The organism is Methylorubrum populi (genome assembly GCF_002355515.1).
Classification (GTDB): domain Bacteria; phylum Pseudomonadota; class Alphaproteobacteria; order Rhizobiales; family Beijerinckiaceae; genus Methylobacterium; species Methylobacterium populi_A.
The window spans coordinates 42,960-64,864 of the sequence record NZ_AP014810.1; the positions used below are offsets into that span (position 1 = coordinate 42,960).

At 66.2% G+C, this 21,905-nt stretch carries 21 protein-coding genes and 1 pseudogene; 8 read left to right on the forward strand and 14 right to left on the reverse strand.

Annotated features, from left to right (window positions below):
- Positions 1 to 49 precede the first annotated feature (49 nt).
- The 4 genes from ftsH to MPPM_RS26755 form a co-directional block, all read right to left on the reverse strand.
- Positions 50 to 1,990 carry an ATP-dependent zinc metalloprotease FtsH gene (gene ftsH / locus MPPM_RS26735; protein ID WP_082912295.1) on the reverse strand — a complete coding sequence of 647 codons (1,941 nt, stop codon included), beginning with the start codon at positions 1,988 to 1,990 and terminating at the stop codon, positions 50 to 52.
- Between the two features lie 151 nt (positions 1,991 to 2,141).
- Positions 2,142 to 3,137 carry a calcium/sodium antiporter gene (locus MPPM_RS26740; RefSeq protein WP_063988309.1) on the reverse strand — a complete coding sequence of 332 codons (996 nt, stop codon included), beginning with the start codon at positions 3,135 to 3,137 and terminating at the stop codon, positions 2,142 to 2,144.
- 2 nt (positions 3,138 to 3,139) lie between these two features.
- Complete coding sequence (gene nhaA / locus MPPM_RS26745; RefSeq protein ID WP_063988308.1) at positions 3,140 to 4,342, reverse strand: Na+/H+ antiporter NhaA; 1,203 nt, start codon at positions 4,340 to 4,342, stop codon at positions 3,140 to 3,142.
- A 527-nt stretch (positions 4,343 to 4,869) separates the two neighbouring features.
- The gene (locus MPPM_RS26755; RefSeq protein ID WP_063988306.1) at positions 4,870 to 5,280 is read right to left on the reverse strand and encodes a DUF4112 domain-containing protein; all 411 of its coding nucleotides are present in this window, start codon (positions 5,278 to 5,280) and stop codon (positions 4,870 to 4,872) included.
- Between the two features lie 628 nt (positions 5,281 to 5,908).
- Here MPPM_RS26755 and MPPM_RS26760 point away from each other — a divergent pair.
- The 6 genes and pseudogenes from MPPM_RS26760 to MPPM_RS26780 form a co-directional block, all read left to right on the forward strand.
- On the forward strand, positions 5,909 to 6,235 hold the full coding sequence (locus MPPM_RS26760; RefSeq protein ID WP_063988305.1) for a DUF1476 domain-containing protein: 327 nt from the start codon (positions 5,909 to 5,911) through the stop codon (positions 6,233 to 6,235).
- Between the two features lie 32 nt (positions 6,236 to 6,267).
- Positions 6,268 to 6,600, forward strand: coding sequence for a DUF1476 domain-containing protein (locus MPPM_RS26765; protein WP_082912289.1), 333 nt, complete (start codon positions 6,268 to 6,270; stop codon positions 6,598 to 6,600).
- A gap of 26 nt (positions 6,601 to 6,626) precedes the next feature.
- Complete coding sequence (locus tag MPPM_RS28320; protein WP_157914317.1) at positions 6,627 to 6,932, forward strand: hypothetical protein; 306 nt, start codon at positions 6,627 to 6,629, stop codon at positions 6,930 to 6,932.
- Positions 6,932 to 7,594, forward strand: coding sequence for an exopolysaccharide biosynthesis protein (locus MPPM_RS26770; protein WP_157914318.1), 663 nt, complete (start codon positions 6,932 to 6,934; stop codon positions 7,592 to 7,594). The genes MPPM_RS28320 and MPPM_RS26770 overlap by 1 nt, the downstream gene beginning before the upstream one ends.
- Before the next feature lie 163 nt (positions 7,595 to 7,757).
- A complete protein-coding gene (locus MPPM_RS26775) occupies positions 7,758 to 9,146 on the forward strand; it encodes a cytochrome ubiquinol oxidase subunit I (protein ID WP_063988303.1) in 1,389 nt (462 codons plus the stop codon).
- Between the two features lie 10 nt (positions 9,147 to 9,156).
- Positions 9,157 to 9,585: pseudogene (locus tag MPPM_RS26780) on the forward strand (cytochrome d ubiquinol oxidase subunit II); the annotation flags it as partial.
- Positions 9,586 to 9,638: 53 nt separating this feature from the next.
- Here the strand turns inward: MPPM_RS26780 and MPPM_RS26785 are convergent.
- Genes MPPM_RS26785 through senA form a run of 3 tightly spaced genes read right to left on the reverse strand, consistent with a single transcriptional unit; the run spans position 9,639 to position 12,182 of the window.
- Positions 9,639 to 10,133 (reverse strand): MarR family winged helix-turn-helix transcriptional regulator, encoded by a 495-nt coding sequence (locus MPPM_RS26785; protein WP_082912145.1) that lies wholly within the window; start codon positions 10,131 to 10,133, stop codon positions 9,639 to 9,641.
- A gap of 55 nt (positions 10,134 to 10,188) precedes the next feature.
- Entirely contained in the window at positions 10,189 to 10,941 is a 753-nt protein-coding gene (locus tag MPPM_RS26790) for an IS6-like element ISMpo1 family transposase (protein ID WP_012457137.1), read from the reverse strand.
- Complete coding sequence (senA, locus tag MPPM_RS26795) at positions 10,938 to 12,182, reverse strand: selenoneine synthase SenA (RefSeq protein ID WP_012457149.1); 1,245 nt, start codon at positions 12,180 to 12,182, stop codon at positions 10,938 to 10,940. The genes MPPM_RS26790 and senA overlap by 4 nt, the downstream gene beginning before the upstream one ends.
- Positions 12,183 to 12,209: 27 nt before the next feature.
- On the opposite strand from senA, the gene senB reads away from it, so the two are divergent.
- On the forward strand, positions 12,210 to 13,175 hold the full coding sequence (senB, locus tag MPPM_RS26800) for a selenoneine biosynthesis selenosugar synthase SenB (RefSeq protein ID WP_012457150.1): 966 nt from the start codon (positions 12,210 to 12,212) through the stop codon (positions 13,173 to 13,175).
- A gap of 394 nt (positions 13,176 to 13,569) precedes the next feature.
- Positions 13,570 to 15,111, forward strand: coding sequence for a CYTH and CHAD domain-containing protein (locus tag MPPM_RS26805; protein WP_012457151.1), 1,542 nt, complete (start codon positions 13,570 to 13,572; stop codon positions 15,109 to 15,111).
- Between the two features lie 139 nt (positions 15,112 to 15,250).
- Here the strand turns inward: MPPM_RS26805 and MPPM_RS29135 are convergent, their stop codons facing one another.
- The 7 genes from MPPM_RS29135 to MPPM_RS26850 all read right to left on the reverse strand — a co-directional run bounded on the left by MPPM_RS29135 (position 15,251) and on the right by MPPM_RS26850 (position 21,835).
- Entirely contained in the window at positions 15,251 to 15,406 is a 156-nt protein-coding gene (locus tag MPPM_RS29135; RefSeq protein ID WP_230366166.1) for a hypothetical protein, read from the reverse strand.
- Positions 15,407 to 15,898: 492 nt separating this feature from the next.
- Entirely contained in the window at positions 15,899 to 16,165 is a 267-nt protein-coding gene (locus MPPM_RS26820; protein WP_012457154.1) for a hypothetical protein, read from the reverse strand.
- A gap of 234 nt (positions 16,166 to 16,399) precedes the next feature.
- A complete protein-coding gene (locus MPPM_RS26825) occupies positions 16,400 to 17,608 on the reverse strand; it encodes an IS256-like element ISMex14 family transposase (protein ID WP_003596089.1) in 1,209 nt (402 codons plus the stop codon).
- Between the two features lie 149 nt (positions 17,609 to 17,757).
- Positions 17,758 to 18,957 (reverse strand): patatin-like phospholipase family protein, encoded by a 1,200-nt coding sequence (locus tag MPPM_RS26835; protein WP_082773265.1) that lies wholly within the window; start codon positions 18,955 to 18,957, stop codon positions 17,758 to 17,760.
- A 45-nt stretch (positions 18,958 to 19,002) separates the two neighbouring features.
- Positions 19,003 to 20,241 carry an MFS transporter gene (locus tag MPPM_RS26840; RefSeq protein WP_082773257.1) on the reverse strand — a complete coding sequence of 413 codons (1,239 nt, stop codon included), beginning with the start codon at positions 20,239 to 20,241 and terminating at the stop codon, positions 19,003 to 19,005.
- A gap of 27 nt (positions 20,242 to 20,268) precedes the next feature.
- Complete coding sequence (locus MPPM_RS26845) at positions 20,269 to 20,772, reverse strand: cupin domain-containing protein (protein WP_063986894.1); 504 nt, start codon at positions 20,770 to 20,772, stop codon at positions 20,269 to 20,271.
- Positions 20,773 to 20,905: 133 nt separating this feature from the next.
- Positions 20,906 to 21,835: a LysR family transcriptional regulator gene (locus MPPM_RS26850; protein ID WP_063986895.1), complete on the reverse strand. Its 930-nt coding sequence runs from the start codon at positions 21,833 to 21,835 to the stop codon at positions 20,906 to 20,908.
- Between the last annotated feature and the right edge of the window lie 70 nt (positions 21,836 to 21,905).

The window sequence follows — 21,905 nt, forward strand, 5'->3', positions numbered from 1 at the left end:
GCGGTCTCCTCTGGATACGAGTGGAATGGGTCTCCTTTGGGCGGAAGCTTCAGCCCGCTCCTTCGAGCTGCGGAGTGGGGGACTTGCCGGAGTCCGCAAGGCGTTGCGGCCGGCTCGGCACCGAGCTCCTGGGAGGGGTGGCTGGCGAGGGCTCGCCGGCGTCGCGCACCGGCGGCTTTCCATTGAGCAAGTCGCGGATTTCGTCGCCCGAGAGCGTCTCGTACTCAAGGAGGCCGCGGGCGAGCGTCTCCAGGTCCTCGCGCCGCTCGGTGAGGATCTGGCGGGCGTCGTTGAGGCCGGTCTCGACGAGCCGACGGACCTCCTTGTCGATGGTCTGGGCCGTGGCTTCAGAGAGGCTTTGCTGGCGTCCCATGGACATGCCGAGGAACACCTCGCCTTGGTTCTCGGCGTAAGCCACCGGGCCGAGCTCATCCGAGAAGCCCCAGCGCGTCACCATCATGCGGGCGAGATTGGTCGCCTGCTCGATGTCGCTCTGCGCGCCCGACGTCACCTTCTCCTTGCCGAAGATTATCTCCTCCGCGATGCGCCCGCCCATCATGATGGCCAAGCGCGAGGTCATCTGCTCGAAGCTCATCGAGAGCTTGTCGCGCTCAGGGAGCTGCATGACCATGCCGAGCGCCCGACCGCGGGGGATGATGGTCGCCTTGTGGACGGGATCGGTGGCGGGAACGTTCAGCGCGACGATGGCGTGGCCGGCCTCGTGATAGGCGGTGAGCCGCTTCTCGTCGTCGGTCATCGCCATGGAGCGGCGCTCGGCGCCCATCATCACCTTGTCCTTGGCGTCCTCGAAGTCTCGCATCATGACGATACGCTTCGACCGGCGTGCAGCGAGCAGGGCCGCCTCGTTGACGATGTTGGCCAAGTCGGCTCCGGAGAAGCCCGGAGTGCCCCGAGCCAAGGTCCGCAAATCGACGTCGGGTCCGAGCGGCACCTTCTTGGTGTGAACTCGAAGAATGGCCTCGCGGCCGACCACGTCCGGGTTCGGGACGACGATCTGGCGGTCGAAGCGGCCGGGGCGCAAGAGCGCCGGGTCGAGCACGTCGGGGCGGTTCGTCGCCGCGATGATGATGATGCCCTCGTTGGCCTCGAAGCCGTCCATCTCGACGAGGAGCTGGTTCAGCGTCTGCTCCCGCTCGTCGTTGCCGCCCCCGAGGCCCGCGCCGCGGTGGCGGCCCACCGCGTCGATCTCGTCGATGAAGATGATGCAGGGCGCGTTCTTCTTGGCCTGGTCGAACATGTCGCGCACGCGGCTCGCGCCGACGCCGACGAACATCTCCACGAAGTCCGAGCCCGAGATGGTGAAGAACGGCACTGCGGCTTCACCAGCGACCGCTTTCGCCGTCAGCGTTTTGCCCGTGCCGGGCGGGCCGACGAGCAGCACGCCGCGGGGAATGCGGCCGCCGAGGCGCTGGAATTTCTGCGGGTCGCGGAGGAACTCAACGATCTCCTGCAGATCCTCCTTCGCCTCGTCGATGCCGGCGACATCGGCGAAGGTCACGGTCGCGTTCTCCGGCGCGATGAGACGAGCCTTCGACTTGCCGAACGAGAGCGGACCACCTGACCCCGTCAGGCCGCTCATGGCGCGGCGGCTCATCCAGACCCACACGCCGATGAGCAGCGCGATCGGCAGGATCGACCAGAATAGGCTCGCCAGCAGCGAGGGTTGAGGCGGTGGGACAGCCGTGACCTCGACGCTGCGGGCCTGCATCGTCGTGACCACATCCGAACCGTCAGGCACGAAGGTGGTGACCTTCGTGCCGTCCGTGCGGAGGGCCTCGATGGTCTGACCCTGGATGCGGGCCGAGCGGACCTCACCTCGCTCCACCGCGCCCACGAACGCGGAGTAGGGCAAAGCCTCCGGCCGGCCGGCGCCCTCGCGCGGAACGAACTGGCCGAAGAGCACCGACACGAAGAACGTGAACAGGGCGAGCGTGAGCCAGCGGCGCTGATCGAAGGGTTTCTGCTCCATGGCGATCGGTCTCCTATGACAAACGTCAGTGAGGAGTCCGACATCGCGAGGAGAGACCTCGCCAGAGGGGCCCGGACTCGGGCTTAGGCTTCAGATGCGAACGCGAACGGCCAAGTTCAAGAGATATGGTCGCCCCGAACGTCGCCGGTTCTCAGGTCGGCCAGATCGCCCAGACATAAAGACCGTAGCCCAAAACGAGCGCCGCCCCCTCTCGACGGCCGATGCGCAGCCCGGTCCAGGCGAAGGCGAGGAGCAGGCCTGAGACGGCGAGCATGACCAGATTGTCGAACCGGGCGATCTCCGGAGGCACGGCCGTCGGCGCGATGAGCGCGGTGAGGCCGCCGATGCCGAGGATGTTGTAGATGTTGGACCCGAGAACGTTGCCCAGCGCCACGTCGGACTGACGGCGGATCGCGGCCACGACTGAGGTGACGAACTCAGGCATCGAGGTACCGACGGCGACGATGGTGAGGCCGATCACCGTCTCCGAGATGCCGAAACGCTGTGCGAGGGCGATCGCGCCCTCGACGAGGTAGCCGCCGCCCAGGACGACCAGGGCAAGGCCGCCGAGCGCGAAGGCGAGCGACAGCGCGACGCCAGCGAGCCCCGCCTTCGGAGCCGAGGCGCCCGCCTGATGAACGCCGGCGTGCACGGCCTCGAACGCCTCGGCCTTCTCGAACGCCGCCGTGTGCCCATCGCCGCCGACCCGCTCCTGCCGCCAAGCGTAGACGATATAGGCGACGAGGCCGGCGACGAAGAGAGCGCCGACCCAGCGCTCGAGAGCGAGGGTCCAGCCGACCAAGGCGAGAAGCGCGGCGGTGGCGACCACCAACACGCCGTCGCGCTTGAGCGCGCCCGAGGGGACCGCGATGGGCGAGATGAGGGCGGCAAGCCCGAGGATCAGCAAGATGTTGGCGATGTTGGAGCCGACGATGTTGCCGACCGCAATGCCGGACGAGCCAATCAGCGCCGCCTGCACGCTCGTCACGAGTTCCGGCGTCGAGGTGCCGAAGCCGACGAGGGTCAGGCCGATGAGGAGCGGCGAGACGCCCATGCGCTCGGCGAGCTGCACGGCGCCGCGCACGAGGAACTCGCCGCCGAGGACGAGGAGCGCGAGGCCGCCGAGGATCGAGAGTGCGACGTCCATGGCTACGCTCCTGGTAGGGCAGAGACCGGGCGCGCCGGCGCGCCGAGCGCCGCGGCCCTGGTAGCGAAGAGCAGGATAGCGACGCCGGCCAGCGCTGAGACGGTCGATCCCGCCAGCACGCCCAGCCGCACCTGGTTCATCAGCGAGCCGTCGGTGAAGGCGAGCGCCCCGATGAAGAGGCTCATCGTGAAGCCGATGCCGGCGATGCAGGCGATACCTGCGACCTGGGCCCAGGATGCGCCCGCGGGCAGGTGGGCGAGGCCGGCCCGGACCACGACGAAGACGCAGAGCAGAATGCCCATGGGCTTGCCGAGGGCGAGGCCGAGCGCGATGCCGGCGGTCACGGGATGAGCGATTTCGTCAAAGCCGAGGCCGACGAGCGGCACCCCGGCGTTCGCCAGCGCGAACACAGGCATGATGACGAACAGGACGGGGAACTTCAGGGCATGGACGAGGTCGTGCAAGGGATGCGCCCTCGCGCCCGTGCCGTGCAGCGGCACGAAGAGGGCCGTGACCACGCCGGCCAGCGTCGGGTTCACGCCCGACTTCAGCACGCAGAACCACAGCACGGCGCCGACAAGGAGATAGGGCGCGAGCCGCGTCACGCCGGCCGCGTTGAAAACGGCGAGCGCCAGCACCGCTCCCGCCGCCCACGCGAGCGCCACGAGACTGATCTCGGCGGTGTAGAAGGCGGCGATGACGAGGATGGCGCCGAGATCGTCGATGACGGCGACCGCGAGCAGGAACGCCTTGAGGGCGGTCGGCACCCGCTTGCCCAGCAGGCCGACGACCCCGACCGCAAAGGCGATGTCGGTCGCGGCCGGGATCGCCCAGCCGTTCGCGAAGACGGGATCGCCGCCGGCGAGGGCGAGATAGACGAGCGCGGGCGCCGCCATGCCGCCGACGGCGGCGGCGAAGGGCAGGGCGGCGCGGCTGGCGTCCGAGAGCGTGCCCTCCTTGAACTCGGCCTTGATCTCCAGGCCGATGAACAGGAAGAACACCGCCATCAGCGCGTTCTTGATCCAGTCTTTCAGCGGGTCGGCGAGTTCGTAGGCGCCGACGCCGATCCGGATCGGCGTCGCGAGAACCTCGCCGTAGAGGTCAGACAGCGCCGAGTTGGCAAGGATGAGAGCGACGACCGCCGCCCCGAGCAGGACGAAGCTCGCCCGGATTTCAGTCGAAGAGTTCGAGGGAGAAGAGGCCACGGGGTTTCGCCGAGAGGAGAAGGTTGGGAGTTCAACCGGTGCAGGGGGGTGTGCTTCGCCCCTGCACCGGTCGTCAGCGGTGTCACGACCGATGCAGGCCGTAGGAATGAGCGCCTCTCAACGAGAGAACCAGCTTAGCAGTTCGTATGGTCATCGTTATCTTCTTTTGAGAAAACGATGCATGAGGCGTCGCGAGCGCCAAATCGAGTCGGTTGCAGAGCCCGGCGGAAGCGCCCACCTTGGCGATCTGGAGACCCGGCTTGATCGCCCGGCGAGGCGCAGAACGGCGGGGACGACCAGGATAAGCGCACAGCCGATCAGCCATATGACGATCACGCCGGCGAGGCCCAGGCTCGTGAGCAGGCCAGCGAGCCAGGACAGCCAAACCACCGTCTCGGGGTGGCCCGTCACGAGGTCCGCGTTCGCGGCAAGCCCATCTCCAAGCCAGCCAAGGAGCGCATAGGTCCCCCAGGCGAGAAACGACCACAGCACCGCCGCTACGAGAGCAAGGATCCACATAAGGCGCCTCATCGCACGCCCTCCATGATGGGCGCCGGCGCGGCGTCAGTCCTTAGGACCCACCCATGCGGGCGCGGTTCAGCGGCCCCGACTCCGTCGAGGTGCTCGCGCAGCAGCGCCATGTTGCGCTGGTTGGAGCGGTAGAACACGTCGCCGAACCAGCCCACGACAGGGATGGCGCTGATGACGAGGTCGACGCCGACGTGGCCTGCCATGCGCAGAAGCGTCTTGAACGGAACCCCAAGGCGGCGCGCTTCCCAGATCAGGTAGGCGGACAGCCCCTTCGAGGTGAGCGTGCCGACGCCCGGGATCAGGTTGAGCAGGGCGTCCGCGCCCACGCGCACGTTGGTTCCCGGCACGCGCACCGCGCTGTCGAGGAGCCGCGCCAGCGCGTCGAGGCGTTCGCGCGCGTCTTGCACGTGGTCGGACGGCGCCGCCCAAGTAAAATCATGATGAGTGTAAGCGGAGTGCATTGACGTCTCCCAAGATCGGAGCGCACGCTTAAGCGCTCGTCAGGTGAGAGAGTCCGACATCGTCGTCTTGTGCGGACGACCAGAGGGGCCCGGACCCCAATGACCCTCAAGTCGTGGCGAACCGTCAAGGTTTCAAGACCGGCGCGCCCGCGATCGACATCGCCTTCGCCAATGGACCTCATTCGCATTGCGTAACCTTGACAGCCTCGGGCGCCGATCCCCACCTTGCGTACAACCCGTGGTCCGGGCCCCTCTGGCGAGCGCTGCCGGCGCTCTCGCGATGTCGGACCGATCCTGACATCGCTTGCCGGCCTAGGACCTCCCGTTGATGACGGGTCCTTCCCTTGCTGACTGGCTCGAAGAGTCCGCTTTGGAGCGAGCTCCGCCCTCTCGCTCGTGCCCCGCGCCGCGCTCAGGCGCAGCACGACGGCTTCAAGCTTGGTTGCTCGGCCTCTGTGACGTCAGCCTCACCGAACGGCGCACCCCAGAGATCACCCAGCGCTCTTGCAATCGTCGGCGCTCGCGACCTGCGAGCCGGTCATTCTTCTTCAACTTACCGGAACCGGAGCACCACATGACTCACGCCAACGTCGACCGCCTGACCAGCCCCGAAGCGCTGCTGATCGAGCACGACACCCGCGACGGCATCATCGCCCGCCGCAACGTGCTCTTCGGGCTCTGGACCGCCGCGCGCCTCGGGCTCACCGGCCCCGATGCGGAGACCTACGCCTGGAGCGTGCATTTCGCCGATCTCGATGAGCCGGGACATGACGACGTGCTGGCCAAGGTCGCCGCCGACCTTGGCCAGCATGGCTGTGCCGTCTGCGAGCGGAGCCTGCGCCGGCAACTGCGCGAGATGGAGGCCAGGGCCGAGCTCCAGCTGGCCGCCGAGCCGCTGTGAACCAGCATCAAAAACCCTCGGAGGAAACGACCATGCAACTTCACCTGCACGAGCCGCAATCGATGCATGCCCCACCCGCTTCGTGGTGCCCTGACGAGGATACCCGCGATCATGTGCTCGCCCGCCGCAACGTGCTCGCGGCTCTGTGGGCCGGAGGGCTGATGGGGCTCTCGGGGGCGCCGCTCACGGCCTACGCCGTCGAGGTGCATCTGGCAGACTTCGAAGCTCCGGGCGACGCCGACGTCGTCGACAAGATCACGGCCGACCTCCACCGCGCCGGTCTGCCGGCCCGCCCCTCCGAGGTGCGCTCACGCCTCAATGCGTTCCACCGCGAAGCGCTGACGCAAACGCACGCGACCGACTGACCCCACGAACCCTACAGGAGGTGATCTTGCCCGACCTCTTCGCCGCCCTCGTCGCCTTCTTCCTCATCGACCCACTCAAGGCCGAGATGGCCGACAAGCTCGCCGCCGCGCGAGCGCCTCAGGCCGTCGTCGCACAGGTGAGCGCCTGCGCCCGGTCCGCCGCACCGCAAATCGTGGAGCGGGCGACCGCCGATCCATGGTGGGCCATGGCGAACACGTTCAACGTGTGGGTCGGCTCCAAGGGGCCGGAGGCGTTGCTCGTCGAGATCGCGCCGGCCTGTGCGGGCGCTGTTGCCGCCGCGCAGCCGTTTCTCACCGGACGCCAGGCGTGATGACGCTCACGAACCCGGTGGTTCTAACGACCACCAAGAGAACACCGATACGAGGACGCGGCGCCATCACGCGCCGCGTGATGGCGGTGGCCGGGTTGCTGCGCCAAGAGCGTGTCACGGTGGGCGAGCTGTTCGATCGGCTCGGGCCTGAGGGCCTCGGGCTTGCCCTCCTGCTTCTGACGTTGCCGACCCTCATCCCCGTTCCCGGCCCGATCGGGATCACCTTCGGAGCGCTGATCGCGCTCGTCGCGATCCAGGTTATGATCGGCGCAGGGGCGCTCTGGCTGCCCCAGGTTCTACGCTCACGCACGTTGCCCTCTGCGATCCTGCGCGGCGTTATCGCGCGCGCCCTACCATGGTTGGCTCGCGCGGAGCACTGGCTGCACGAACGCCGGCTCGCCAGCCTCACCGGCCGACGCGCCCGCGCCGTCGTGGCCTTGCTGCTCCTGCCGCTCGCGGTAGCGATCATCCTGCCGATCCCATTCGGCAACGTCGGACCGGCCCTTGCCCTGATCGCGTTCAGCTTAGGGTTCATGGCCCGAGACGGCGCGGCGATCCTGCTGGCCGTCATCCTGGGCCTTGCAGCCCTCGCCTGGACGGGCTTCCTGTTCATGGCGGGTGCTGCCCTGCTGGAGTGGGGAGCGGCCTTGGTCGGCTGGTAGACCGATGCCCTGCCGCACAGGGTTAAGCCTTGCGCCCAAGCTTGGCACGACACATCTCAACCCTGGTCCGGGCCCCTCTGGCGAGGCATGTCCCTCGCGATGTCGGATCTTCATCTGGTGCCGTCCTCCGTGAAGCGGCGCGCCACCTGAAGGAGCGAAGGCCGTGGACGATCCGATCCTGCTCGCGCGCATCCAGTTCGCCGCGAACATCACCTTCCACATCCTGTTCCCCACGATCACCATCGCGCTCGCCTGGGTGCTGCTCTTCGTCAAGCTGCGCTTCGACGCCACGCGCGACGAGGGCTGGATGGAGGTCTACCGCTTCTGGGTGAAGGCGTTCGCGCTCACCTTCTCGCTCGGCGTCGTGTCCGGCATCGTGATGAGCTTCCAGTTCGGCACCAACTGGCCGGGCTTCATGAACACGGTGGGCAACATCGCGGGGCCGCTCCTCGCCTACGAGATCATGACCGCCTTCTTCCTCGAGGCGGTGTTCATCGGCATCATGCTGTTCGGCCAGGGCCGGGTGTCGAACCGGGTGCACACGCTCGCGACCTTCCTCGTCGCCTTCGGCACGACGATGTCCGCCTTCTGGATTATGGTGCTGTCCTCCTGGATGCATACGCCGGACGGCTTCGAGATGCGTGACGGCGTAGCGCACGCCACCGATTGGTGGGCCATCGTATTCAACCCGTCCCTGCCCTACCGACTCTCGCATATGCTCCTCGCCTCGGGGCTCACCGTGGCCTTCCTGATCGCGGGCCTGTCGGCTTTCCGCTGGCTGCGAGGAGACCGGGCACCTGCAGTCGCCAAGGGTCTGCGGCTCGGCGTGTGGCTCGGCGCCGTTCTCATCCCGGTCCAGATCGTGGTGGGGGACCTGCACGGGCTCAACACCCTGCAGCATCAGCCCGCCAAGGTCGCCGCCATCGAGGGCAACTGGGAGACGCGCGGGAACGTGCCGCTGCTGCTCTTTGCCCTGCCGGACGAGGAGGCGCGAGCGAACCGTTTCGAGCTTGGTATCCCGAGCGGGGCGAGCCTGATTTTGAAGCACGACCCAGCCGGCGTCGTGCCGGGCCTCAATGACTTCAAGGGCAAGCACCCGCCTGTGGCACCCGTGTTCTGGTCCTTTCGGGTCATGGTCGGCGTCGGAATGCTGATGCTCGTCCTTTCCTGGTGGAGCGCCTGGCAGCTCTGGCGCCGCGGCGCGGTCGGAGCCTGGACGGCGCGGGCCCTGGTCGCGATGACCTTCTCAGGCTGGGTCGCCACGGTGGCGGGCTGGTACGTCACCGAGATCGGCCGCCAGCCCTGGCTCGTGCATGGGGTGCTCACGACGGCACAAGCCGCTTCTGCGGTGCCGGCGACGATGATCGCGACCACCCTGGCGCTCTACGTGGCGGTCTACGTCGCACTGCTCGCTGCCTACGTCGGCACCCTGTTCTACCTCGCCATGAAGTCCGGGGCGGCCGCGGCGCACAGCCCGTCCGAGCCGATCGCGCAGGGCGGCGCAAGCCTGTCTCCGACAGCGCCTGCGGTACCGGCCGGCGCGGCGGCCTGAGGAGGCGACCATGGGCGAACTCTCCCCCGCCGACTGGCTGCCCGTCGTCTTCGCGGCGCTGCTCGGGCTGTCGATCCTGGCCTACGTCATCCTCGACGGCTACGACCTCGGGGTTGGCGTGCTCTTGGGGAGCGCACGGACAGAGGCCGAGCGCGACACCATGATCGCTTCCATCGGCCCGTTCTGGGACGCGAACGAGACCTGGCTCGTCCTCGCGACCGGCCTGCTGCTCGTGGCCTTTCCCGCCGCCCACGGCGTCATCCTGACCGAGCTTTACCTGCCGGTCGCCCTGATGCTCTTGGGCCTGATCCTGCGGGGCGTCGCCTTCAAGTTCCGCACCAAGATGGCGCCTGCTCGCAAGCTCGCCTGGGACCACGCCTTCGTGGCGGGCTCCGGTCTCACGGCGCTGGCGCAAGGCTACATGCTCGGGCTCTACATCGGGGTCAGGACATAGAACGGGCACAGATATACGCTAAGCGTCTCTGCGCGCACTTATGGGTCGACTCTATGCGTCGACGACTCCAGCATTCCAAAGGCATCCATCGGACAGTTGTAGCATCGCCTCTCGTCGCAGAGCCGGCATATCGTCAGCGCCGAGACAGCGTCGTCAGACATCTGCGCAAGTATTGTCTCGGCAATACGTTCCAGCACGAGGCGGTCAGCATTCGAGACATGGCTAAGGATTTCGGATAAAGTCTCGTTTCTTCGTTGCAGGATCGCAGATAGGCGAGTCTCGCCTGCCTCAGTGAGCATCAGCGCTACTGCACGACGGTCCCGTAGCGCTTTGGATCGAACGGCGAACCCGGCTGCAACCAATCGATCGACAAGCCGCACCGTCCCCGCGTGGGACAAGCCTAGCACCCGTCCTAATTCGTCGATCGAAAGACCGGTCGCGTGACCGATGACGACGATCGCCGCGGTGGTTTCGCCACCGCCGGGTATCGTCGGGTCGAATGCCGCCTTCTTAATTCGATCGGTGATGCCCACGGGCCTGTCGCAAGCCGTGCCGTAGGCCGCAGCAGAGGCTAGATCTGTCTCGTTTTTAGGCTCTGTTAACCGCCTGAAGGCCGAAGCAGACCCCGAGCAGTCGGTTCTGCTCGCGGATGGTCCATGCGCCGGCAAAGCCGAAGCCCTTGCGCAGCCACAGCATGGCCTCGAACCCCTGGATCGTGCGCCGGGCAGTGCGGAAGGACTGGAAGCCGCCGATCCGGGGCATGTTCTTCTTGACCCGAAAGTGGTCGCTCTCAATGCCCTGCTGCAGGTGCTTGGTCACATAGTGGAGCGGCGCGCGGGGTAGAAGGCCGTCGTTCCTCGCAGCCAAGATGGCGGGTGGATAGGTGCCGGCGCCATCCGTGCCGATGCGATCCGGGGCGAGCAACGGCTGATCCTGCAGCATCTTGCGGAAGAAGCGCTTGGCGGCATCGAGATCCCGATTGGCGGTGAGCAGGAAATCGACTGGATTGCCGTGCTTGTCGACGGCCCGGTAGAGATAGCGCCACTCCCCCCGCACCTTGATGTACGTTTCGTCGATGCGTACCGAGCCGCAGTGCGGTTTGCGGAACTGCCGCAACCGCTTTTCGATCAGCGGCGCGTAGGCCAAGACCCAGCGGTTCAGGGTGGAGTGGTCCACATCCATGCCGCGTTCCAGGAACAGCTCCTCGATGTCGCGGTAGCTCAGCGGGTAGCGCAGGTACCAGGAGACGGCCTGGACGATCAGGGCAGCCTCATAGTGCCGGCCCTTGAAGTCAGCCTTGGCACGCTGCTTCAGCTTCGCGGCGATGGCGGACAGGATCATGGGGTGGCCTCCGGGACTGGAGGCACCATGCGGGCTGCATGGTCAACGCGGGGTAAACGCTGCGGGTTTGCGACAGGCCCGTATTCCTTGTAGGCGTCGGGCGCGAAGCCGGGGAAAGGCAGGAACGGGCTCGCCGTCCATTCCCAGACGTTCCCGATCATCTGTCGGCAACCCCAGGCGCTGTCGCCCTCGGGATGGGCCGCGACATCGACGCAGCCAAGGTGACCGCCATCGAGATTGGCAAGCTCGGGCGTCGGAACCTCGACGCCCCAAGGATAGGCGCGCTTGGTCTCGCTCAAGGTGTCGGGGAGCGCCGGCGCACCTGCGGCGGCGGCCTCCCACTCGGCTTCCGTCGGCAAGCGGCGGCCCGCCCAGCGGCAATAGGCATTCGCCTCATGCCAATTGACGTGGATGACCGGCTGATCGGGCGCCAGCGGCTCCTCGCGGTCGAACCTCCGCACGGTCCACTCCCGTGCCCCACGGCGCGTCCAGTAAACTGGGTGTTCGGCGCGGCAGCCTTCGCGCCACTTCGCCCCCTCCGGGTCCCAGTAGGCTGCCTCACGGTAACCGCCATCGGTGACGAACGCCGCGAACTCAGCGTTCGTCACCGGCGCGCGAGCGATGCGAAACGGCGTAACCGGTACGGGATGCGCCCATTTCTCATTGTCGAAGACGAAGCCGTCGCCAGGCTCCGACCCAAGCCGCCAGATGCCTCCGCTGACCGGGACGTCGCCGGGCCAGGGGCCGGAACCCGCGGCCCGTGCTGAGGTGGATACTGCGAAGGTCGGCGCCGGATAGCCGAGGGTTTGGCGCGAATAGGTGAAGGCCTCGTCGTGCATGTCCTCGTGGTAGGTGACGAGCTGGTAGAGTTCGGCCTCCTGCGGCGTGGGCTCGCGGCCAGCGAGGCGCCGGACCAGCGCGTCGTGAACGCTCGCCATGTAGGCGAGGGTGTCGACCAGTGGGGGCAGCGGGATCGACCAGCGCGTCCCATGGGGCACCCGCGCGGAATCGTAAAGCCCGTCGGCCTCCGACATCAGGGGCGGCTGCCCGTCGAGACCGCGAAGGATGAAATGCTCGTGAAACCAGGCGAGATGCCCGATTTCCCACAAAAGGGGATTCACGATGTCGAGCTGCGGCCCCATGAGACGCTCACGGTCGAGGCCTGCCACCAATTCAAGCGTTCGCGCCCGGGCATCCTGCAGCATAGCCACGAGACCGGCGGCGGAAACCTGTGCGTTCATCAATCGTCCCGGAAGCCTGTCGAACCCATGAAGATCAGCCTCATCACGCCGGCCGCGAAGACATCCCGCGCCGGCAACCGGACCACGGCAGTGCGCTGGGCTCGCATCCTCGGCGATCTCGGCCATCAAGTCGATGTGGCGACGACGTATGAGGACGATGCGGACGCCGATCTGATGCTGGCGCTGCACGCCTGGCGCAGCTCCTCGTCCATCGCGCGGTTCAAGGCGCGCCATCCGGAACGGCCGCTCATCGTCGCCCTCACGGGCACGGACATCTACCACTATCTCGCCGCGGATCCCGAGCCGACCCTGCGCTCGCTCGACCTCGCGGACCGGCTGATTGGCCTGCACGATCTGGTCCCCGCCGCACTTCCTGAACGCCATCGCCAAAAGGTCGACGTGGTGTTCCAATCCGCCTTGCCTCGTCGACGGCGCTGGGCGGCCTCCGAGGAGGCTTTCGAAGTCCTGGTGATCGGGCATCTACGCACCGAGAAAGACCCGTTCTGCGCCGCCCGTGCGGCCCGGAGGCTTCCGGTGCGGTCCCACATCCGCATCGTCCATCTCGGTGGTGCCCATGAGGAAGTCTGGGCGACCCGGGCACGGGCCGAGATGGCTGACAATTCGCGATACCTATGGCTCGGGGATCGTCCCCAATCCTTGGTGCGGCGCTGGCTGACCCGTGGCCGGGTCATGGTTCTGAGTTCGCGTCAGGAGGGCGGCGCCAACGTGGTATCGGAGGCTATCGCAGCCGGACTGCCGGTCATCGCCTCCGGCATTCCCGGTACCATCGGTCTGCTTGGTCCCGCATATCCGGGCTACTTCCCGATCGGTGACGACGCCGCCCTCGCCGGCATGCTTCTGCGAGCCGAAGAGGATCCACAATTTCTCCGAGCTTTGAGCAATGGAGGTGCAGCGCGCGCATATCTGTTTTCACCGGCGCAGGAGCGCGAATCTCTACGACGCGTCGTCGTGTCGATAAGCATAGAAGTTTGACCCCAGTAGAACTCGCTCTAAGAACTTGAAACTTCGGGAACATGAAAAGTCGAGGCAGGGTCACGATCGACGTCGATCGTGACCCTGCCTAGCTATCCGAAATTCTTAAGCCCGCAATGGCTTAGCCCTGCTCTAGGGTAGGGTCAATTTTTGGAAGCAGTTTCAGACCCGCAGGAAATTTAGACCGATAAGGCGCCATTCTGGACCCGTGTCGGTCAGCCTCAGGGACCCCGGGCAATCGAGTGCCTCCACCACGCAGTCGATGCTGGGTCGACATCACCATCGAAATGCAAGATCCGTCGCCAGCTCCCGAGCACCTCATTCCCAAGGGGATTTTCGCCTTTCGATGGCGCTCCCTCTTTAAGGGTCGCGTTCAGAGCGATACAACGATTCGATGACAGCACCGAAAGAAATCGAACTTAAGTTGGTCTGCGACGCGTCCGACCTGACCATTCTGCGGGAGCACCCGCGTCTTCGGGGCGCCGTCGGCGAGGAGCGGGATCAGCTGAACTCCGTCTACTTCGATACGCACGACGGGCGGCTGCGCGAGGCCGGATACGTCCTGCGGGTGCGGGGCACGAAGGATGGATACGTGCAGACCGCGAAGGGCGCCGGCGACGGATTGCTCGAACGGTCGGAGTGGGAGCGGCCGGTCGAGGGACCGGAACCCGACCGCGACGCCCTGGAAGGTACGCCCCTGGCCAAGTTGCTGGGAAAGAACACGAAGCTCGCGCCTATGTTCACGGTTGCCGTCGAGCGCCTCGCCTATCATGTCGAACAGGGTGCCTCGCGCATCGAGGTCGCGTTGGATCAAGGCCGCATCACTCAGACCGCCGGGAAGCGCGCTTCCGACGCCGTGACCATCAGCGAGATCGAACTCGAACTGAAGGAGGGTTCGCCGGCCGACCTCTTCGACCTCGCCCACGAGATGTGTTCCCAGGTCTCTGTGAGGCTCGGGGTCCGGACCAAGCCGGAGCGCGGGTTCGCCCTGATCGACGGTGAACCGAACGGCATGCGCAAGGCGGAGCCGGTCCTGCTTTTGGAAGAGATGACGGCGGCCGACGCCTTCCGAAGCATCGCCCACGCCTGCTTGCGGCACATGCGTCTCAACGAGGATGTCATCCTCGAACGTCGCGATGTCGGCGCCCTTCACCAGACGCGTGTCGCGATCCGCCGCCTGCGGTCGGCGTTCTCGCTCTTCGGCGACATGATCGCGGACGGCCGGAGCGAGGCCATGCGGGCCGCCCTCAAGCGGCTCTCGGCGCCGCTGGGCCGGGCACGCAACCTCGATGTCTTCCTAACCAGGACCTTACCCGCCGAGCGTGCGCGCCATCCGGACGAGGGTGGGCTGCTCAACCTGGAGAAGCACCTCGAAGCCCAGCGCACCGAGGCCTATGAGGCCGTCCGGAAGACCCTGGCCTCGGAGGAATGGCGCAGGTTCATCCTCGAACTGGTGGCCTGGATCAACGCCGGATCATGGCTCACGTCCGGCGACGACAGGGATGCCCGACGCCGTGATCAGCCGGCGATTGCGTTCGCGGCCGGCGTGCTGGAGAAACGCAGGCGTCAGGTCAAGAAGCGTGGTCGAGACCTTGAGAGCCTTAACGCCGAGGAACGCCATAACGTCCGCATCGCGGCGAAGAAGCTGCGTTATGGCGCCGAGTTCTTCGCGGGCCTTTACATTGATAAGAAAGCCAGCAAGCGCCACATGGCGTTCGTTGCGGCACTCGAAGACCTGCAAGACAGCCTGGGCGATCTTAACGATATCACCACCGGTCACGAGTTGCTTAACGAGTTGACCGAGGCCGGTTCGGGCTCGGCGTTGTTCGCGGCGGGGATGACGGCCGCGGATATCGAGGCAAGGGCAACGAAGCTCGTGGCTTCGGCAGCGAAGGCGCATGAGGCATTGATCGACGTGCGGCCATTCTGGCGTTGATGCAGTGCCCAGCCAAAGACGGTGCCGGCGAGGACGTGCGTCAATGCGGGCGGCGGATGCCTGAGGTGGCTTACTGCTCGGCATGGGACGAGGGCAGTTACGAACCGTTCGCCCGTGTATGCATCCAGATTGGCGCTTGTCATGTGTGGGGACGGCGGCCGGCGAGGGGCGTCCCCACACGAGCCTCGATCCAGCTCGGGGACAGGATGTCGCCGGCCTCTGTGATGATCCAGGTCCGGACGTCCTCCGCCGCCATGGCCTTGCCGGCCGCATCGAGCGCCTCGCGAAGGGTCACATAGTCCTTGCTCCGCGCAATCCTAGCGGGAGTCGTACGAGGCCAGACCGTTAACGCGGCCGCCTGATCGAGGTCATGGATTTGCATGGCATCACGATCCTGGCAGAAGTGCTATGGACTACAATGCTCACGTGACCGGTGTTTGACGCCAACGAAGAGCAATATGATCTTGCAGGACGCGGACGCGCCTAAGTGATCCGTCCTTATTAAGCAGTAGTCCACCATGCCCCCGCGCCCATGGGCGCTCCTAAAGCCGTGCGTTAGGTTGAACGAGGCCAGGCGGAAGTGCGTCCACAGTGCGTGCCCCGTGAACCGCGCACCGACCAGGGTGACCATGTCGTCGAGCACAGGTGGATGCCTAGCGCTTCAGAGCCTGATCCTGGCCACGCACCCGATCTGGATCAGAACAACGGAACGGGCGCCCCGAGAACGTTCGAAGGCGTTTTCATGAGGCACCCGAACCATCAGGGATGAGTGAGCCCTAAATCCGGCCTATTGGACCATGTCGTCCTGGGCCATCTCGGGCATGCCCTGCATGCCGGTGATCGGCGAGATGGCCATCATCTTCCCGTTCTTCAGCTTCACGACGTTGAACTTTCGCCCCGTCTTGCTGTCGGTCGCGACGCCGACCATCATCTGCTGGGGCGCGAACTGCGAGACGGTAAAGTCATGCCCCCACGCTGAAAAGGTTTGCTGGGCCAAAGCATATCCAGATGTTGTGACAATGAGCGCGCCGGCGAGCGTCAGTGTTTTCATCATGACATAACTCCAAAGTTATTATTGGATTTAGACTTTCGAGGAATGTACCAGCGCCGTGAAATGCCGATTGCGCATCAAGACGATGCCCTCCGGCTTCGAACTTCGAGGACGTGCGGTCCAACCCGACGCGGCTGATCCCGCGCAAACCTGCTGGAGCGGGCCAAATCGTATGCACACTTCGGTCGTGTCCGTCAATGAGGTGGAAATTCGGGGTGGAGTTGGAGCGGCCATCGGTCAGGCGGCCTGAGGTGGAATTGCTGTGAGGGTGTCGTCGAGCAGGCTCGGGGTGAAGCCAGCCATGCCCTCGATCTGCATGTAGCGGTGCTGGAGCTGCCATTCGTCGTTGGCCTCCAACAGCACGGCTCCGATCAGACGCTGGATCGAGTCGGTGTTGGGGAAGATGCCCACCACGTCGGCGCGTCGCTTGATCTCCTTGTTGAGACGCTCCAGCGGGTTTGTGGAGTGCAACTTCGTTCGGTGCTGCAGCGGGAACGTCAGGTAGGCGAGCACGTCCTCGCTCGTGGCATCGATGAAGCCTTTGAGCTTCGGCCAACGGTTGTGAAGCTGCTCAGCCAGATGGTGGAGCGCGGCTCGGGCTGCCTCCTGGTCGGGCTGCTGGAAGGCGTGGCGCAAGCCGGCGGCGACCATGGTCTGCTGAGCGCGCGGCACATAAGCGAGCGCGTTGCGGGTCCAATGAACCCGGCACCTTTGCCAGGTCGCCTTCAGGACGCGGCATATGGCGGCTTTAAGCCCCTCGTGCGCGTCCGAGATGACAAGTTGCACACCTGACAGCCCGCGCTTGACCAGGTCGCGCAGGAAATCGGTCCAGAACACCTCGGCCTCGGACGGGCCGATGTGCAGCCCGATGATCTCGCGTCGACCTTCGGTGTCCACCGCCACGGCGACTATGGCGGCTACGGAGACGATGCGCCCGCCCTCACGCACCTTGAGGTAGGTGGCGTCGAGCCAGAGATAGGGCCATGCGCCGGACAGCGGGCGCTTGAGGAAGGCGTTCACCCGCTCATCGATGTCCTTGCACAGCTTCGACACGGAGGACTTCGAGATGCCCGACAGCCCCATGGCCTGCACCAGGTCGTCCACGCGCCGAGTCGACACGCCTGCGATCCACGCCTCCTGGATCACCGCCACCAGCGCCTTCTCGACGGTCTTCCTTGGCTCCAGGAAGCCGGGGAAGTAGCTGCCGGTGCGCAGCTTGGGGATCTTGAGGTTGAGCGAGCCCAGCCGCGTGTCGAGGCTGCGTTCGCGATACCCGTTGCGGTAGGTGCTGCGCTCGCCAGACCGCTCGTAACGACCCGCGCCGATCAGACCGTCCACATCGGCCTCCATCAGGATCTGCAGGACCGTCTCGGCCAGGCTGCGCAGGAAGTTGCCGTCGTCAGCCTTCTGAAAAGCCTCGATCAGTGCCACTCTGTCGTCGGTCATCGGGTGCTCCCGGTTCGGGTTGAAGTCCGCAAACTCCACCTTAGCCGCATGGCCCGATGGCCACCCCAATCCCCGCCAAAGCGGTCCTCGAATTTACACCTCGTCCGCGGACGCTACCTGCACTTCCGATAGGAAACCGCTCCGGGATCTCAGAGCGACCCGACGGACGGATCGGACGCGTTCTCGTGGAGGACAAGCCCTTCCACCTCGTCGACCGCCCGCTCCCAGGGCGCGTCGGCGAGTGCCTTACGGGTGTTCTCGTAACCAGCCTGCCGCCGCGCCGCGATGCCGTCGCGGCTGAAGTCGACGTCGCCCGTATGGTCCTGGCCCTCCACCGGCTGTGCGAGGAGCCGCACCACATGCATGCGCGTCAGGCATCCGAAGCTCTCAAGCTCCCGCACCTCCGGCGTTTGTCGCTCCTCCTCCGGCAGGCGCCTGGCGAGCTCCGCGACGACGTGGCGGAGCCGGTGCAACTGCTTCTGCCGAGTGATGTGGGTATGGGCGCGGCTCGCGTATTGCAGGTCCTTTTGGCGGCCCATCACCTCCCAGATACTGGTTGGCTCCGCTCCCTCCGGATTCCAGATATGGATCGCGAACACCAGGGAGTTCCGGCGCGGGTTGTCGTCGAACACCGCCTCGACAGGCGTGTTCGAGAGGATACCTCCGTCCCAGTAAAGCTGGCCGTCGATGCGGACCGCCGGGAAGGCTGGAGGCAGCGCTCCGGAGGCCATGACATGGCGTAGGTCAAGACGCATGTCCCGGCTGTCGAAGTAACGCATCTGCCCGGTGCCCACGTTCGCCGCCCCCACCGTGAGGCGGCAGCCGCCGTGGTTCAGCGTCGGTTGGTCGACGAGATCCCGCAGCGTCGCCTCAAGCGGGCGGGTCGAGTAGTAGCCCGCCTGCTCGGCACCAAGCGGCACATGCGGCCCGGCAAAGGCAAACGGGTTGGGAGTGAAGAACGGTTCGATCCCTTGCGTGATCGTCAGCCAGTTGGCGGCGTAGGTGCCGAACACCGGCAGCGCCGACAAAGTCCGATGCAGCGGACCATGCTCGACCCGGCTCCAGAACGCATCGAGACGTTCGAGGCGGCGCTCCAGGGGATTTCCCGCGATCAGGCTGGCGTTGATGGCACCGATGGAGGTGCCGATGACCCAATCGGGCTCGATCCCGGCCTCGTGCAGGGCCTGGTAGACGCCGACCTGGTAGGCGCCGAGAGCCCCGCCTCCCTGTAACACCAGCACGATCTGCCCGAATCGCCTGCGCAGGCCATGGGCGAGCGACTCGGGTTCGGGTGCCGTTGGCGCGGAAGACGAGTTCGTGGGAGGTTGAGGTGGGACCGTATCGAGCATGGCATCCTCCATCGCGGTCCGGGCTCGATCCGCCGGGCTTCGGATTTATGTCACACCTCGGGCCGAACTCGGCTCGCGCAGGCCCAATGTCAGGGCCGCCGCCAGGGCGAGCGAGGCCGCCACGCCGAGGACGCAGGCGCCCCAGCCCCAGCGCTCGAACACCTGTCCAAGGACGGCCGTGCCAGCGAGGCCGCCGAGATAGTAGAAAAAGAGGTACAACCCGCTCGCCGACGTCCGCTCTCCCGTTGCGGACCGGCCGACGACGCTCGTGGCGATGGCTTGCGCCAGGAAGGTGCCGACCCCGACGAGGACGAGACCGGCCAGGACGAGCGGGAGGGCCATGGACGTCAGCAGCGGCAGGCCGAGCCCGGCAATCAGCAGGCCCACGGCCAAGCCGCGTCGGAGCCCGAGCCGAGCGCTCACGCGTCCGGCCAGCGGCGTGATCACCAACGAGGGCAGAAAGACGAAGTAGACGAAGCCCAGCATCATCGGTCCGACCAGGAAGGGCGAGCCGATCAGGACGAAATTCACGAAGGTGAACGTTCCCAGGAAGGCGAACAGGATGCAGAAGCCGATGCCGAAGGCGGCCAGTAGCGTCGGGTTGGCGAAGTGTTCAGCCCAGACGGCGAACGGCGAGGTTTGCCCGTGCCGGCCCATGTCTGCGCTCGGTTTGGGCGGGGGGGCTCTCAGCACGAGCACGGCGAGGCCGGCGCCGGCGAGGTTCAGCAGCGCGAAGGCGATGAAGTTCGAGACCAGCCCGAGGTGGTCGACGAGGGCGGCGGCGACGAGCCGGCCGACAAGGTTGCTGGCAACGTTCCCGGTCACGTATGCCGCGAAGGCACCGGCCGCGGCCGACGCGGAGCAAGCCTCGCCCAGGTAGGCGAGGGTCAGCGTGAAGGCCGCCGCCATGCAGATGCCCTGCAGCACCCGGAGCGCGGCAAAGGTCATGAGGTCCGGCAGGGTACCGAGCAGCGCTGTCGGGATGGCGAGAAGCAACAGGCTGACGACCACGCCGCGGCGTCTGTCGATACGCCGACCGAGCAGGGCTACTCCGAGACCGCCGAGGGCCATGCCGAGCGTGGTCGCGTTGACGGCGAAGCTGATCGTGGCGGCGCTCACCCCGTAGGCCTGGGCGAGGGACGGCAGGATGGCCTGGGTTGCGAACAGGTCCACCACGGTCAGGAATGCCATCAGGCCGATGACCAGGTTGCGGACGAGGTCACCCGCGTAGCTGCCCTCGCGCAGCGTAGGCCCGTTCAGGCCGACCGTACCGGGATGGGTCATGGCCCGCCTCCTTGCCTTCTCGCGGCCTCACATCTCGTGAGGATCGCCCTTCACGTGGAAGAGGTCGGCCGACAGAAGGACGGCGGTCGTGCTGCCGGTGTTCTTCCACCAATGCGCGGTGGCGTGCGTCTCCGTCGTCGCCTCGCCGGCCTTGTGGGTGATCGGCACCGCGCACGTGCTCGCGTATTCGACCACCTCGCCTGCGACGACGTATATGATGGCCGGGCGGTCGCCGTGGCTGTGCCAGGGGACGATGCCGCCTGGCTCGATCACCAGCCGCCGCAACCGGAACTGCCGGTCCTTTATGCCAACCGGCTCCTTCACGAGGTCGGTCGAGGCGATCACGGTGTCGGTCACGCCCTTGGCCAAGGCCTTGCTCTCGGCCTGCCCATTGCCGCTCGCGGCCACCTTGTCCGCCGGGCAGGAACCAGCCTGTGCCGTGCTGGCGCCGAGCGCGATGGCCGCAATCGTGATGAGTGAGCTTCGCAGGTTGCATCTGACCGCATTGCGGATCTTCGGGATCGTGGCCATCGCTGCCCTCCTGGATGGACGTCGGAACCATCCCGGTCGGGATGCGCCTGGATCATCCGAGGGTAGCGGCCGCGGCAGAAATGCCGTTACGGCGTAGGGACGATGCCTTGCGGTTATCGGCTCGGCGCCCGCCTCACGCGGATACCAGCGGCTCAGGAGTAACCTCCTCGCCCAGATCGAACCGGCTGGGAGGCCAGCGATATCGGCCGAGCGCCGCCACGAGCGCCGCGAGTGGCGATGACCAGCGCCGGCCCGCAACCGTGACGAGACAGACCTGCCGGGACACGACCGGGTCCATCACCGGCAGCAAGGCGATGCCCGGCAGGGTGACGGAGAACTCGGGCAAGAAGCAGACTCCCATCCCGGCCGCCACCATGCTCTGGATCCAGTCCTCACGCTCACTGCGATGGGACCGAAGAATTCCGGTGCCTTGCTCGCGCAGGAGTTCGGCGAGCCGGTCGCGGTACTCGCAGTTGATCCGCTGCAGATAGATCTGACCTTCCATGTCGCTCATCGAGATCGCGTTACGGCGGGCGAATTCGTGGAGCAACCCGCAGGCGACCGTGAAGCGCTCCTCGTAGATCGGGCTCGCTCGCAGATTGTCGCAGAACCCGTCCGGTTGCGCCATGATCGCCACGTCGAGCTCGCCCGCGAGCAGCATCTCCGACAGGCGGGCCGGTACGCCCTCGATCAAGGTCAACTCGATGCCCGGATGAGCCACCCGAAAGTGGTTCAGGAAGCCGACGAAGCGCATCGGCCCGATGGTGCACATCACGCCGAGCGTGAGCTGCGCCCCTTCCAGGCGCAGGAAGCGAGAGGCGGCCCGCTTGGCGCGCTCGCGTCCCGCGTTCATCTCGCTGAACTCCGGCTCAAGCAGACGTCCAAGATCGGTCAGGTGCACGTGACCGCGCTCGCGCGAGAACAGCAACCCACCGAGTTCGTCCTCCAGCTTCTGGATCGCCCGGGTCAGCGCGGGTTGCGTCACGCTGCAGCGCTCGGCCGCCTTGGTGAAGTTGCCTAACTCGCTGACCGCGAGAAAGTAACGGATCTCGTGGATCTCCATCGCCGCCTCCTACCCCCCGTTGCTTTTCAACTCGCCCTCGACACCGGCGATTGCGAATAATGAAAACGCA

Excerpts from the sequence above, each read along its gene's own strand:
- MPPM_RS26770 (WP_157914318.1), top strand. The coding sequence starts at position 6,932 with ATGACGCTCACGAACCCGGTGGTTCTAACGACCACCAAGAGAACACCG.
- senB (WP_012457150.1), top strand. The coding sequence starts at position 12,210 with ATGAAGATCAGCCTCATCACGCCGGCCGCGAAGACATCCCGCGCCGGC.
- MPPM_RS26850 (WP_063986895.1), bottom strand. The coding sequence starts at position 21,835 with ATGGAGATCCACGAGATCCGTTACTTTCTCGCGGTCAGCGAGTTAGGC.
- MPPM_RS26835 (WP_082773265.1), bottom strand. The coding sequence starts at position 18,957 with ATGCTCGATACGGTCCCACCTCAACCTCCCACGAACTCGTCTTCCGCG.
- MPPM_RS26840 (WP_082773257.1), bottom strand. The coding sequence starts at position 20,241 with ATGACCCATCCCGGTACGGTCGGCCTGAACGGGCCTACGCTGCGCGAG.
- senA (WP_012457149.1), bottom strand. The coding sequence starts at position 12,182 with ATGAACGCACAGGTTTCCGCCGCCGGTCTCGTGGCTATGCTGCAGGAT.
- MPPM_RS26740 (WP_063988309.1), bottom strand. The coding sequence starts at position 3,137 with ATGGACGTCGCACTCTCGATCCTCGGCGGCCTCGCGCTCCTCGTCCTC.
- MPPM_RS26825 (WP_003596089.1), bottom strand. The coding sequence starts at position 17,608 with ATGACCGACGACAGAGTGGCACTGATCGAGGCTTTTCAGAAGGCTGAC.
- MPPM_RS26760 (WP_063988305.1), top strand. The coding sequence starts at position 5,909 with ATGACTCACGCCAACGTCGACCGCCTGACCAGCCCCGAAGCGCTGCTG.
- MPPM_RS26790 (WP_012457137.1), bottom strand. The coding sequence starts at position 10,941 with ATGATCCTGTCCGCCATCGCCGCGAAGCTGAAGCAGCGTGCCAAGGCT.
- MPPM_RS26765 (WP_082912289.1), top strand. The coding sequence starts at position 6,268 with ATGCAACTTCACCTGCACGAGCCGCAATCGATGCATGCCCCACCCGCT.
- MPPM_RS26820 (WP_012457154.1), bottom strand. The coding sequence starts at position 16,165 with ATGATGAAAACACTGACGCTCGCCGGCGCGCTCATTGTCACAACATCT.
- MPPM_RS26805 (WP_012457151.1), top strand. The coding sequence starts at position 13,570 with ATGACAGCACCGAAAGAAATCGAACTTAAGTTGGTCTGCGACGCGTCC.
- ftsH (WP_082912295.1), bottom strand. The coding sequence starts at position 1,990 with ATGGAGCAGAAACCCTTCGATCAGCGCCGCTGGCTCACGCTCGCCCTG.
- MPPM_RS26845 (WP_063986894.1), bottom strand. The coding sequence starts at position 20,772 with ATGGCCACGATCCCGAAGATCCGCAATGCGGTCAGATGCAACCTGCGA.